The sequence below is a fragment of the Mucilaginibacter sp. genome (assembly GCF_039207105.1).
Lineage (GTDB): Bacteria > Bacteroidota > Bacteroidia > Sphingobacteriales > Sphingobacteriaceae > Mucilaginibacter.
Window position 1 is genome coordinate 31,245 of record NZ_JBCECK010000006.1, and the last position, 13,110, is coordinate 44,354.

10 protein-coding genes are annotated in these 13,110 nt (G+C 41.6%); 7 read left to right on the forward strand and 3 right to left on the reverse strand.

Annotated features, from left to right (window positions below):
- The first annotated feature begins 11 nt into the window (after positions 1 to 11).
- Positions 12 to 1,415: a dihydrolipoyl dehydrogenase gene (gene lpdA, locus AAGC65_RS02295; protein ID WP_343110831.1), complete on the forward strand. Its 1,404-nt coding sequence runs from the start codon at positions 12 to 14 to the stop codon at positions 1,413 to 1,415.
- A gap of 94 nt (positions 1,416 to 1,509) precedes the next feature.
- Here lpdA and AAGC65_RS02300 read toward each other — a convergent pair whose 3' ends face one another.
- Positions 1,510 to 3,876 (reverse strand): ABC transporter permease, encoded by a 2,367-nt coding sequence (locus tag AAGC65_RS02300; protein ID WP_343110784.1) that lies wholly within the window; start codon positions 3,874 to 3,876, stop codon positions 1,510 to 1,512.
- 203 nt (positions 3,877 to 4,079) lie between these two features.
- Here AAGC65_RS02300 and AAGC65_RS02305 point away from each other — a divergent pair, with 203 nt between their 5' ends.
- Positions 4,080 to 4,520 carry a sterol desaturase family protein gene (locus AAGC65_RS02305; RefSeq protein WP_343110785.1) on the forward strand — a complete coding sequence of 147 codons (441 nt, stop codon included), beginning with the start codon at positions 4,080 to 4,082 and terminating at the stop codon, positions 4,518 to 4,520.
- A gap of 7 nt (positions 4,521 to 4,527) precedes the next feature.
- On the opposite strand, the gene AAGC65_RS02310 is transcribed toward AAGC65_RS02305, so the two are convergent.
- Together AAGC65_RS02310 and AAGC65_RS02315 are read right to left on the reverse strand one after the other, a co-directional pair.
- Positions 4,528 to 4,941, reverse strand: a complete 414-nt coding sequence (locus AAGC65_RS02310; protein ID WP_343110786.1) for a putative toxin-antitoxin system toxin component, PIN family — start codon at positions 4,939 to 4,941, stop codon at positions 4,528 to 4,530.
- Entirely contained in the window at positions 4,931 to 5,140 is a 210-nt protein-coding gene (locus tag AAGC65_RS02315; RefSeq protein ID WP_343110787.1) for a hypothetical protein, read from the reverse strand. Before AAGC65_RS02315 ends, AAGC65_RS02310 begins: the two co-directional genes overlap by 11 nt.
- 156 nt (positions 5,141 to 5,296) lie before the next feature.
- Here AAGC65_RS02315 and AAGC65_RS02320 point away from each other — a divergent pair, with 156 nt between their 5' ends.
- The 5 genes from AAGC65_RS02320 (at position 5,297) to leuS (ending at position 13,041) form a co-directional block, all read left to right on the forward strand.
- Positions 5,297 to 6,277 carry a glycosyltransferase gene (locus AAGC65_RS02320; protein WP_343110788.1) on the forward strand — a complete coding sequence of 327 codons (981 nt, stop codon included), beginning with the start codon at positions 5,297 to 5,299 and terminating at the stop codon, positions 6,275 to 6,277.
- Positions 6,278 to 6,435: 158 nt separating this feature from the next.
- Positions 6,436 to 8,109, forward strand: a complete 1,674-nt coding sequence (locus AAGC65_RS02325; RefSeq protein WP_343110789.1) for a glycosyltransferase family 39 protein — start codon at positions 6,436 to 6,438, stop codon at positions 8,107 to 8,109.
- A gap of 62 nt (positions 8,110 to 8,171) precedes the next feature.
- On the forward strand, positions 8,172 to 9,191 hold the full coding sequence (murB, locus tag AAGC65_RS02330; protein ID WP_343110790.1) for a UDP-N-acetylmuramate dehydrogenase: 1,020 nt from the start codon (positions 8,172 to 8,174) through the stop codon (positions 9,189 to 9,191).
- Positions 9,192 to 9,458: 267 nt separating this feature from the next.
- Positions 9,459 to 9,995 (forward strand): RNA polymerase sigma factor, encoded by a 537-nt coding sequence (locus AAGC65_RS02335; RefSeq protein ID WP_290325261.1) that lies wholly within the window; start codon positions 9,459 to 9,461, stop codon positions 9,993 to 9,995.
- A 169-nt stretch (positions 9,996 to 10,164) separates the two neighbouring features.
- Positions 10,165 to 13,041 carry a leucine--tRNA ligase gene (gene leuS, locus AAGC65_RS02340; protein ID WP_343110791.1) on the forward strand — a complete coding sequence of 959 codons (2,877 nt, stop codon included), beginning with the start codon at positions 10,165 to 10,167 and terminating at the stop codon, positions 13,039 to 13,041.
- The last annotated feature ends 69 nt before the right edge of the window (positions 13,042 to 13,110 follow it).

A 13,110-nucleotide genomic window follows, 5' to 3' on the forward strand; every position in this document is an offset into this window, starting at 1 on the left:
AATACACTACTATGCAATATGATGTTATCGTTATCGGTTCGGGCCCAGGTGGCTATGTAGCCGCTATACGTTGTGCCCAACTTGGTTTAAAAACCGCGATTGTTGAAAAATATGCTACTCTGGGCGGTACCTGCCTTAACGTAGGCTGTATTCCGTCAAAAGCTTTACTTGACTCATCTGAACATTACCATAATGCCGCTCACGCGTTTAAAACACATGGTATCAATCTGGATAACCTGAGTGTTGATTTCGGCCAGATGATCAAACGTAAGCAGGAAGTTGTTGATGCCAATACCAGCGGTATCAGCTACCTCATGAAAAAAAATAAGATCGATACCCATTTTGGCGTAGGATCATTTAAAGATAAAAATACCATCATTGTTAAAAAAAATGATGGGACAGAAACCGAGATCACCAGCAAAAACGTGATCGTAGCTACCGGTTCAAAACCATCAGCACTGCCTTTTTTACCAATTGATAAAAAACGTGTTATCACTTCAACCGAAGCATTAAAACTAACCGAAATTCCTAAACACCTGATATTGATAGGCGGTGGCGTTATTGGTTTAGAGCTGGGTTCTGTTTACGCCCGTTTAGGTTCAAAGGTGTCTGTAATTGAATATATGGACAGCATTATCCCAACTATGGATAGGGGCCTTGGCCGTGAATTGCAGAAAGTATTGAAAAAGCTGGGCATGGAGTTTCATTTGGGTCATAAAGTTACCGGCGCTAAAGTAAAAGGTAAAGAAGTAACTGTAACCTGTGAAATGCCAACCGGAGAGCCAAAAGAAATGACAGGCGATTACTGCCTGGTAGCCGTTGGTCGTGTGGCTTATACTGATGGCTTAGGCTTGGATAAGATTGGTATCACCGTTGGTGAGCGAGATCGCAAAATTGCTGTAAACGAGCACCTGGAAACCAGCGTTAAAGGTGTTTATGCTATTGGCGATGTTATTAAAGGCGCTATGCTGGCCCATAAAGCTGAGGATGAGGGTACGTTGGTTGCCGAGATCATTGCCGGCCAAAAACCACACATTGATTATAACCTGATACCGGGTGTTGTTTATACCTGGCCAGAAGTTGCTGCCGTTGGCCAGACCGAAGAGCAGTTGAAAGCAGCTGGTGTAAAATATAAAACAGGATCGTTCCCGTTCAAAGCCAGTGGTCGTGCCCGTGCAAGCGGTGATCTGGATGGTTTTGTTAAAGTATTGGCTGATGCCACCACTGATGAGATTTTGGGTGTACACATGATTGGCCCGCGTGCCGCGGATATGATTGCCGAAGCTGTTGTGGCTATGGAATACCGTGCCAGCGCTGAGGACATTTCCCGCATGAGCCATGCTCACCCAACCTATACTGAAGCTATGCGCGAAGCCTGTTTAGCAGCTACTGAAAACAGGGCGATACATATTTAAGTTTAGACAGTTTGCAGTTTTGAGTTTGCAGTTAGCTGCTTACCAAACTCATATAAAAAAGGCGGTTATTTTTGAATAACCGCCTTTTGCCTTTCTATTCTGATTTGATACTTTTTACGGGATTGGTCATGGCTACTTTACCGGCCTGAAAACTCACGGTTACAACGGCAATGATAATAGCCATTAAGCCCGATGCCGCAAAACTCACCCAGCTAATGTGTATCCGGTAGCTGTAATCCTGTAGCCATTTGTTCATAAGCCACCAGCCAACAGGTGTGGCGATAATCAGGGCAACAATTACCAGTATTATAAATTCACGTGTTAAAAGCTGCATTACGCTGAGTACGCTGGCGCCTAAAACCTTGCGGATGCCTATTTCTTTTGATCGGTTCTCTGCCATATAAGCCGCCAACCCGAATAAACCCAGGCAGGATATAAATATGGTTAAAGTCGCGAACGTAAACGCGATTTGTCCGGTGCGCTGTTCCGACTTGAATTTTTCGCCATATTCTTCATCAACAAACTTATACATGAAAGGGTAGGCCGGGTTATATTTTTTAAATATTCCTTCCGCTATTTTTAAGCTTTTGGACATAGACTGGTGATCATTAATGCGGAAGGTGAGGGTGCCATATTTTTCCATATTTGCGCCAAAAATGATCATAGGATTAACCGGCTGATAAGGTGAGCCGATAATGAAATCTTTGATAACACCTACAACAGTGAATAATTGATTGCCGTTTTTTACGGTTTGACCAACGGCATCTTTAAAGCCAAATACCTTGACCGCAGCCTCATTGATAACTATTGATGCCGAATCGGTAGGATATCCGGTCATGTCAATATCTCGGCCCCCGGTAAGTTTAAATCCGAAGGTTTTTACAAAGTCGCCGGATGTTTTAAAACAGCTGAATGTGGTATTGTGTTGATCAGGGCTCATATTACCCCAATTAAAACCCGAACTTGCACTGGCATCTAAGGTTACGGGCATACCGGTTTTACTAACCGATACTGCTGCGCCTGTACTCAATAGCTCGTTTTTTATCAGATCAAAATTTTGATTGACAGCGCCATTCATAGGGTGCTCAATTAAATTAGCGCGTACATAACCGGCATTACGGTTTTGTACATATTGTATTTGATTGTAGATGACGAGTGTAGCCACGGTTAATACAATGGCTATAGTAAATTGGGTAACCACCAACAATTTACGCGGTGATAAAACCTGACTTTTGCCCTTAAATAAACCTTTTAATGTTTTTACCGGACGAAATGCCGACAAGTAAAAGGCAGGATAACTACCTGCCAAAAGGCCGGTCAGTAGTACAAAACTGCAACTGCTTAGCCAAAAGTAAATGTTGAGGTAATTGATGGACAGGGTAGTTCCTGAAAGTTGATTAAAAGTTGGTAACAATAATTGCGCTAAAATCATAGCCAGGATGCCAGAGATGATGGCGATAAGTACTGACTCAGTTAAAAATTGTTTAATAATAGCAAAGCGACTTGCACCAATAACTTTGCGTACGCCAACCTCTCTGCCTCGTTTTTCACTTTGCGCAGTACTCAGGTTCATGAAGTTAATGCAGGCTGTCAGCAATATCAGCAACGCAATAATAACCATGAACCTCACGGTTTCAATAGCTCCACCAACTGCTACGCCATTTTCAAAACGTGAATACAGATGCCATTTACTTACAGGATGCAAAAAGAGATCAAAATGTAAATTAGGATCGTGTTTAACCATGATGCCTTTCATTTTGGCATTCATGATTTCGGCACTGGTACCCGGTTTTAATTGTATATAGGTATTATAGCTGGCGTTTCTCCATTGGTCAGGCGCAAACAGCCCGATATTTGGCGCCAGTGAAATCAGGTAATCAAACTGAAACCGGGTATTGGATGGCGGATCGGCAACTACTCCGGTAACCGTATAGCTATCCTTATTATTAATTTTAACTATTTTATTAATAGCTTCCTCATTACCAAATATCTTTTTGGCAAGGGTTTCGGTTAACACAATACCTTTAATATCATCCAAGGCGTGCGCGTTGCTTCCGTTGATCATAGGAAAGCTGAACATCGTTAAAAACTGCTTATCCACATCCAAACCTTTAGCAACAATGCTTTTCTCTTTAAAATTGAACAGGCGCTCGTTTGGCCAGTAAACCCGTGCGGTAGCTTTTACCTCGGGGAAATTTTGCTGCAAATAAGGTGCAACCGGTGATGAGGATACATCCCAGGTATAAACTTTACCATCAGCCTGTTTTTCACTCACGTTCCACACCTTATATAGATTGTCTTTATTTGCATGAAACAGGTCAAAGCTGAGTTCGTTCTGTATCCAGGTGAATATGAGTATGGCACCGCACATGCCTACTGCCAGCCCAACAATGTTTATGGTAGAAAAAGCTTTGTTTTTCCACAAACTACGCCACGCAATTTTAAAATAGTTCTTGATCATATGGGATAGGTAATTGTATGCGCATAACCGTATAAAGTTTGTGCCATTTATTTAAAATATTTATAATGAGTTGTTTGTGTGTTCATGGTGGCGTTCATGTGTTCATAAATGAACGGTATATGTGCGGTGTTGTACACCTGATTTTCAAAAGCCGCAAACTAAGTTTAAATGATTAGGTTATATTTATCTGTTTAAAAATTTAAATGCAGGCATTAATAAATATAGGTATTACAATAGCTACCATTGCTATGATGGAGGGGCTTTCGTGGGCCATGCATAAATACCTGTTTCATGGGCCGCTGTGGTTTATTCATAAAACACATCACCAGGAAAATCATGGTTGGTTTGAGCTTAACGACCTGTTCAGTATAGGCTTTGCTGCACTGGCTCTGTGGCTGATGTGGATTGGGCACATTGAGCTAAATTATTATTTCTGGATAGGTACGGGTATCAGTATATACGGCATTATTTACTTTGTTTTTCACGATTGGTTTATACATAACCGGTTTAAATCTTTTAAAAGTAACAACCATTATTTGTTAGGCATTCGCCGGGCACATAAAATTCATCATAAATCAATGCAGAAAAGTCCGTCGGAAGAGTTTGGGTTGTTGGTGGCCAGCAGGAAATGGTTCAGGAGGTAGAGAATTGTTAAATGCGATCAAATAAATCTGTAATTGTTATTATTGATGTTTCTCCTTGGGCTTTCAATATCAGCAAATCGCTATCACCGGTTATTAGGTAAGTCGCTTTACTATCAGCAGCTAAAGCCAATAAAAAATTATCCTTTTGGTCGCGGCAAGTTGTTATATTAGTTTTTACATCAACAAACTCCGCATATTCTTCAATAGTTTCCAGAATATCTTCAAGGTCAGTTGGTGAGAAATATTTCCTGAATTTCGGTCGCCTGGCTACACTTAAAAATTCTTCTAACAGTTCCTGGCTAAATATGATCTTAATATGTTCAGCGAATAATAGATGGTCAAGTTTGGAGAAATCTTTTTTAATTAAAAAGCTTATCCAAAGGTTAGTATCTAATATAATCCTTACAGAACTATTTTGCATAACGCTTTGACCGTACAGTTTCAACTTCTTTGGTAATTTCTTCCAAAGTCAAATCTGATTTTTTATCGCGCAGGCGTTTAAGCATATCCTGAAATCCGGTTTTTGATTGATCTTGAATAGCTATCAGATCCAATGCTGCCAAATCTTGCAACAGCTTCAGAGCTTTAGGGTTTAGAATATTGATTTTTAGCGTATCCATATTACAAATATAACTGAAATACATTAAGATCAGATTGCAAATTAACAGGGTTCAAAATCATTACAATAGCTTGTGGTTTTTAAATGAGTAAACAAGATCAGGAAATGCTCAATCCAATTTTAATTCCGAAATTCGGGCGTTTACATCGTTGGCTTCATGAAAATACTTATTGTTAATAATACCCGTATACCTGCCGCAAAATACGGTGGCACCGAAAGGATGATCTGGTGGCTGGGGAAGGAGTTTAACCGCCTGGGGCATGAGGTAACTTACCTGGTGGCCGCAGGTTCAAGCTGTCCGTTTGCAAAGGTGTTGGTTTATGACCCACTGGTTGATATGAACCTGCAGGTACCTGATGATATTGATGTGGTACATTTTCATTTTCAGGTAAGCAATTTTACTAAAAAGCCATATCTTATTAATGTTCATAACAATCCGGGCTATGGACAGCAGTTAGATAAAAACTCGGTATTTGTATCTGCAGATCATGCCGCCCGTCATGGCTCAACGGTTTATGTACATCATGGTCTTGATCCTGATGATTACCCGCGACCCAACCTGCAAAGTAAGCGTACACATACCCATTTTTTGGCAAAGGCTGCCTGGCGTGTTAAAAATGTTCAGGGTGCTATTGATGTAGCTACCCAAAGCGGCAATAAGCTAATCGTATTGGGAGGAACGCGACTAAACCTGAAAATGGGCCTGCGTTTTACGCCTAACCTGAACGTTAAGTTTAAAGGGATGGTTGATAATGAACAAAAATCCGTAGTGCTCAATACATCTAAAGCGTTGTTGTTCCCTGTTTTATGGCATGAACCTTTTGGCTTGGCTATTATCGAGAGCTTGTATTTTGGCTGCCCGGTGTTGGGCACACCCTATGGTTCGTTGTCGGAACTGGTAAAGCCGGAAGTTGGACTGCTGAGCAATAACCGCCAGGTATTGGTTGATGGACTTAAAAACATTGACGCATTTAACAACCGTCATTGCCATGATTACGCTGTAGAAAATTTTACAGTAAAAAAGATGGCTCAAAGATACCTTGATCTGTACCAACGGGTGATTAACGGAGAGTCTTTAAACAACATAGCGCCAACTTTACTGGAGGCATCGCCTAAATATTTGCCCTGGAATAAATAAATCTATGTCATCTCGAACGAGGTACGAGGAGAGATCTTGTACATGCAGATTTAAATCGCATAAGATTTCTCCCTACGGTCGAAATGACAAATATTACTTACCCACCATCCCATTTTCTAAAGCGTTTTATAATGCTTTATTTTGTACTATAAATATCAATGGTAAATAGTTCAGCATCTTCCTTGTCGGCGGCGTATAAAAGGCCATATATTATAGTGCTGGTTTTGGCCATTTTGGTAAATTTGGCAGGCGTCGGCATTAAGTATTTTACAGATGATCCCAGCCTGTACAGCATACTTTCCCGTAATATGGCACAGAGCAATAACTTTACAGATATTATTTATCACGGTAAAGATTGGCTTGATAAACCGCACTTCCCGTTCTGGATGGCGGCCATTAGCTTTAAGCTTTTTGGCGTAAATACAGTTGCCTATAAGCTACCCGCCCTATTGTTTTTTGTGATGTCGGTAGTGTACACCTACAAACTGGCTCGCAGGTTTTATGATCTGGAAACGGCGCTTATAGCTATTTCAATATTGCTTACCGCACAGCATTCCGTAATGTCAAATACCGATGTGCGTGCCGAACCATACATCATGGGGTTGCTTATGGGCGCAGTATATCACTTTTATAAGGTAAAGGAGCGCTTTAGCCTTGTTGATATATTACTGGCTTCCCTGTTTACAGGCTGCGCGGTAATGACCAAAGGCATTTACCTTTTAATTCCCATTGGTGCAGCCATTATGGGCGATTATCTGTTTAAAAAAGATATTAAAAGCCTGTTTCACTGGAAATGGCTGCTGGCATGTATACTGGTAGCTGTATTTACCCTCCCCGAAATTTACACCTTATATATACAGTTTGATCTGCATCCCGAAAAGATAGTATTCGGTAAAACAGGTATCTCGGGTATTCATTGGTTTTTGTGGGATAGTCAGTTTGGGCGTTTCAACAATAATAGTTTTATCCGTAATACGCACGGCAGCGTATTCTTTTTCCTGCACACCTTATTGTGGGCTTTTGCTCCCTGGATGCTGTTGTTTTATTATGCGCTGTTCGGCCGTATCCGCAATATGGTAAAGGGAGTAAAATTGCCCGAATATATTACCATCAGTGGTTCGGTGGTGATGCTGCTTATTTTTTCGGTGTCCAAATTTCAATTGCCTTTTTATACCAATATCCTGTTTCCGTTTTTTGCCATCATCACGGCGGTTTGGGTAAGGGGAATTATCAGTAGTAGAAATCAGTTTTTCACTATTGCACAATACGGCATATGTGTTTTGCTTATTGTAGCCATTGTAGCGCTCAACTTTGTTTTCGCGCCCGAGCGGTTAATCGTGTTTTTGCCGCTTTGTATTTTACTGGCAGGCATCACCTTATATATTTATAAAAATGCAGGTACTAAACATCAGGCCTTGTTTTTATTTACCTGTTGTGTGGGCCTATGGGCCAATACTTACCTCATGAGTGTGGTGTATCCAACCCTGCTTATTTTTAAAGGTGATGTACACGCGGGCGAATATATTAGCCAATATCATCCTGACGATGAAGTGATAGCGGCCTTTAATGTACCCAACGCCTTTGAGTTTTATACGCACCAGCCGGTTACTTTTATGGATCTGGCCGAAGCTGCGAAACATCGCCGGGCGCTGGTATTAATTAATGACGATCAAAAAAATCAATTGCAACAAAATGGTTCGCCTTTTACATTAATAAAAGCTTTTGATAATTACCCGAACGAGAACATGACCTTACCGTTTATCATCAAAGCTAAAAGGTTAACTACCCTAAATCATTTCTTTTTGGTAAGGCTGGGCGGCACTGCAAAATAAAATCCCGAAATTCGCCGCTAATAAGTCCGAAATCGAAAATCCCATATCCGAAATCAGAAAGTATGTTGCAAATACAGGAAAACGTATCCCTTAAAAACTTTAACACTTTTGGTATTGATGCCGCAGCCCGTTATTTTGTGGAAATTGCCCACGAAAACGAGCTGGTTGAATTGTTTGCCGACCCGCAATGGCAGCAAACCGAGCGCCTGGTAATAGGTGGTGGCAGCAATCTGCTGCTGGTTAATGATTTTAAAGGCTTGGTGATCCGGATGAACATACGTGGTATTGAACACCGCATCAGTCATAATGATGTTTTTGTGGAGGCCGGCGGTGGCGAGGTATGGAACGATCTGGTAAACTATTGCGTTGCGCGTGACTATGCAGGTATCGAAAACCTGAGCCTTATCCCGGGGTCGGTAGGGGCATCGCCTATTCAAAATATCGGTGCTTATGGTGTGGAACTGAAAGATGTGTTTATCAGTTGCAGGGCTTTTGAAATAGCTACATCTACCATTAAAACTTTTAACAAAGACGATTGCCAGTTCGGTTACCGCGAAAGTGTATTTAAAAATGAACTTAAAGGCCGGTACATCATCACCTCAGTAAAATTTCAGCTGTCGTTACTTCCAAACATCAATACCAAATACGGGGCTATTGAACAAGAACTGGCCAACCGGGGTATCACGTCGCCTACAATAAAAGATGTTTCGCAGGTTGTATCACACATCCGTGTTTCCAAATTGCCCGACCCTTCAACTATTGGTAACGCGGGCAGTTTCTTTAAAAACCCGTTGATCAGTATAGCCGAATTTAACAAAGTGCATGAGCAGTTTCCTGATGTGGTGAATTATCCCGGGGGCGACGGACTGGTTAAATTAGCTGCCGGATGGCTCATTGAACAGTGTGGCTGGAAGGGAAAAGTGGTCGGAAATACGGGTACCTGGAAGAACCAGGCACTGGTTTTAGTGAACCACGGCGGTGCTACCGGAGCCGAAGTGTATGCTTTTTCGTCGCAAATCATAGACAGTGTGTACACTAAATTTGGCGTTATGCTACAACGCGAAGTAAATATTATAAGTTAAAAAAATTATTTTGAATTAAACCTTTCTCCTGTTTTTTGTTCTAATTCTATAACATTCCCGTTACACTAAGGTGTTGATATTATTCGTCTTTGTAATGTTTTTTTGTAGTTAACTTACTGTTTTTTAGTATGTTAATTGTTTTTATTGTGTAATATTTACACAATTGACTTTTTTGTTGAAGTAAAAGTTTGCACATTGTTTAATGCTTTTGGCTAAGCGGTTAGTGGCACCATGCTTGTCTAACACTTAGTACAAAACTTTAACAAAATGACAAAGATTGAGTTTAACACCCTAGTACTACGTCAGGCAAGTTCATTAAGGTCTTACGCCCTTCATTTTACACATGACGCAGATGATGCTAACGACCTTGTCCAGGATACAATGTTGAAGGCCATAACTTATTACAATAAGTTTAAAGAGGGAACAAATTTAAAAGGATGGTTATATACCATCATGAAAAATACATTCATCAACAACTATCGCCGTTTTGTTAAAATGAGCACTTTTGTTACCAAGTCTGATGAAATATCATCACCAAACCTGGTATTCAGTTCAACAAAAAACCAAGGCGAGGCAAAGTTTGTGATGGATGATATTAAAAGAGCCCTTGACAGATTACCTGAAGATTACTACGTACCTTTTACCATGTACTTTGAAGGTCACAAATATCACGAAATAGCCGATCATCTGGATATTCCGATCGGTACGGTGAAAACCCGTATTCACGTTGCCCGTAAGTTATTGAAGAAAAATTTAAAGGCATATGATAACGGCATCGCTAAACCGGTATACGCTGAGAATTAATATTGATTAAACTCAAATATATATGGAAAGACCCGCTGTAAAGCGGGTTTTTCTGTTTATAGGCATCTTGGTTTAAGGGTTGGTGATTAAACACCACTAAACAAACAATTCACTACCAAACTAATAGGGATTTTCTTAATTTCGCATCCTCACACGTGTAAATCATAAAATGGACTATCAATTTAAAGATATAGAGCAAAAATGGCAGCAGTTTTGGGCCGATAACGGAACCTTTAAAGCTGAAGATAAAAGTGCCAAACCCAAGTATTATGTGATGGATATGTTTCCGTACCCTTCAGGTGCGGGGCTGCATGTGGGCCATCCACTGGGTTATATTGCCTCTGATATTTTTGCACGTTACAAACGCTTAAAAGGTTTTAACGTATTGCACCCTATGGGTTATGATAGCTTTGGTTTACCGGCCGAGCAATACGCTATTCAAACCGGGCAACACCCTGCCATTACTACAGAAGCTAATATTGCTACCTATCGCCGCCAGTTAGATCAGATCGGTTTTTCGTTTGATTGGAGCCGCGAGGTGCGTACCAGCTCGCCCGATTATTATAAATGGACCCAGTGGATATTTATGCAGCTGTTTAACTCCTGGTATAATAAGGATGCGGATAAGGCCGAATCAATCGATAAACTCGTAGCTCATTTTGAACAAAACGGATCGGCTGGGATCAATGCCGTATGCGATGAAGAAGTACTAAGTTTTACTGCTAATGAGTGGAAGGCTATGCCAAATCCTGAGCAGCAGAGCGAACTGTTAAAATATCGCCTGACCTACCTGCGTGAAAGTACTGTAAACTGGTGCCCTGCTTTAGGAACAGTATTGGCTAATGACGAGGTAAAAGACGGCTTTAGCGAGCGCGGTGGTTACCCTGTGGAGCAAAAGAAAATGATGCAGTGGAGTATGCGCATTACCGCTTACGCTGAGAGATTACTGCAAGGCTTGGATACCATAGACTGGCCCGAACCACTAAAAGAAATGCAGCGTAACTGGATAGGTAAAAGTACTGGCGCAAGTGTAAAGTTCCCGATAGATGGAGCGAAGAATGAGGATCAAGGAGCGCTAAATGGCTCCGCATCCCACACTTCACACCACGCACTTCACAACTATATTGAGGTTTTCACCACCCGTGTTGATACCATTTTTGGGGTTACCTTTTTGGTGATAGCGCCTGAGCATGAGTTGGTGGCCGCCTTAACTACGCCTGAGCAAAAGGCTGATATTGAGGCTTACATTACAGCAACCAAAAAGAAATCGGAACTGGACAGGATGGCTGATGCCAAAACTGTATCTGGCGCTTTCACCGGAAGCTATGTATTAAATCCATTGAATGGCGAGAAGATACCGATCTGGATTGCCGATTATGTATTAGCCGGTTATGGTACCGGTGCAGTAATGGCCGTACCATCAGGCGATCAGCGCGATTATTTGTTTGCTAAGCATTTTAACCTGCCGATAGTACCTATTATCGATATACAAAATATTGAAACAGAAGCCGACCCAACCAAAGAAGGAACGTACATCAATTCCGACTTTATGAATGGCCTTGATTATAAAGCCGGAACTGCCGCGGTTATTGCCAAATTGGAAAGTATTGGCGCGGGCAAAGCTAAAGTGAATTTCCGCATGCGCGATGCCATATTTGGCCGTCAGCGTTACTGGGGCGAGCCGGTGCCAGTTTATTTTAAAGACGGTTTGCCACACTTAATTGAAGAAAGCCATTTACCATTATTATTGCCAGAGGTTGATAAATACCTGCCAACCGAAACAGGTGAGCCACCATTGGGTCGGGCTGAAGGGTGGAGCTACAAGAGCCAGGAATCAGGAGACAAGAATCAAGACGAAGCCGGCTACGCTTATGAATTAAGCACTATGCCGGGCTGGGCAGGCAGTAGCTGGTACTGGTACCGCTATATGGATGCGCATAACGATCAGGAATTTGCATCAAAAGAGGCTATTGAGTATTGGAAAGATGTTGACTTGTACATTGGCGGCAGCGAGCATGCTACCGGTCACCTGTTATACAGCCGTTTCTGGAATAAGTTTTTAAAGGATATCGATAAAGTAGTTGAGGAAGAGCCGTTCAAAAAACTCATCAACCAAGGCATGATTCAGGGACGCAGCAACTTTGTATATCGTTTAATTGACGAAGAAGGCCGCGGCACCAACACTTTTGTATCTCATGGATTGATCAAGGAATACAAAACATCACCATTGCATGTAGATGTTAACATAGTGGAGAATGAGGTACTGAACATCGAAAAATTCAAGAAATTCCGCTCCGAATTTGAGACAGCTGAATTTATACTGGAAGGTGGTAAATACATTTGCGGTGTTGAGGTCGAAAAAATGTCAAAATCTAAGTTCAATGTGGTGAACCCGGATGACATTATTGGCCGTTTTGGCGCCGATACGCTGCGCATGTATGAGATGTTCCTGGGCCCGTTAGAGCAAAGCAAACCCTGGAATACCAATGGCATTGAAGGGGTATTCAAATTCCTACGTAAATTCTGGCGTTTATTCCATAATGATGCCTGGGAGTTTGGTGTAAGCAATACCGAACCCTCAAAAGCCGAGTTGAAATCATTACACAAGATCATCCGCAAGGTGGAAGAAGATATTGAGCGTTTCTCGTTCAATACCTCGGTTTCCAGCTTCATGATAGCTGTTAATGAACTTACCGACCTGAAGTGTAATAACCGTGCCATTTTGCAGGACCTGGTGATCGTACTTTCACCATACGCTCCACACATTTGCGAAGAGTTGTGGACTTTGTTAGGTAATCCGGCAGGGACATTATCATACGCGCCGTTCCCTAAATTTAACAGCGCGTACCTGGTAGAGGATGAGTTTGCTTACCCGATATCTATCAACGGTAAAACAAAAATGAACCTAAGTATATCCTTAAGTCTGGATATTAAAGATATTGAAGCTTTTGTACTGGCCAACGCCGATGTACAACGCTATCTTGACGGCAAGGCCCCTAAAAAGGTTATTGTAGTAAAAGGCCGTATTGTGAATATGGTGGTATAAGCATCACTAATGCCGAGTGCAACATGGCAATCGCATACTGTACAGGGTAATATGGACTTTGCACAGTTT

Bases quoted from the DNA above. Each gene is read 5' to 3' on its own strand.
- murB (WP_343110790.1), top strand. From the start codon at position 8,172: ATGTTGCAAATACAGGAAAACGTATCCCTTAAAAACTTTAACACTTTT.
- leuS (WP_343110791.1), top strand. From the start codon at position 10,165: ATGGACTATCAATTTAAAGATATAGAGCAAAAATGGCAGCAGTTTTGG.
- AAGC65_RS02315 (WP_343110787.1), bottom strand. From the start codon at position 5,140: ATGGATACGCTAAAAATCAATATTCTAAACCCTAAAGCTCTGAAGCTG.
- AAGC65_RS02300 (WP_343110784.1), bottom strand. From the start codon at position 3,876: ATGATCAAGAACTATTTTAAAATTGCGTGGCGTAGTTTGTGGAAAAAC.
- AAGC65_RS02305 (WP_343110785.1), top strand. From the start codon at position 4,080: ATGCAGGCATTAATAAATATAGGTATTACAATAGCTACCATTGCTATG.
- AAGC65_RS02320 (WP_343110788.1), top strand. From the start codon at position 5,297: ATGAAAATACTTATTGTTAATAATACCCGTATACCTGCCGCAAAATAC.
- AAGC65_RS02325 (WP_343110789.1), top strand. From the start codon at position 6,436: ATGGTAAATAGTTCAGCATCTTCCTTGTCGGCGGCGTATAAAAGGCCA.
- AAGC65_RS02335 (WP_290325261.1), top strand. From the start codon at position 9,459: ATGACAAAGATTGAGTTTAACACCCTAGTACTACGTCAGGCAAGTTCA.
- lpdA (WP_343110831.1), top strand. From the start codon at position 12: ATGCAATATGATGTTATCGTTATCGGTTCGGGCCCAGGTGGCTATGTA.
- AAGC65_RS02310 (WP_343110786.1), bottom strand. From the start codon at position 4,941: ATGCAAAATAGTTCTGTAAGGATTATATTAGATACTAACCTTTGGATA.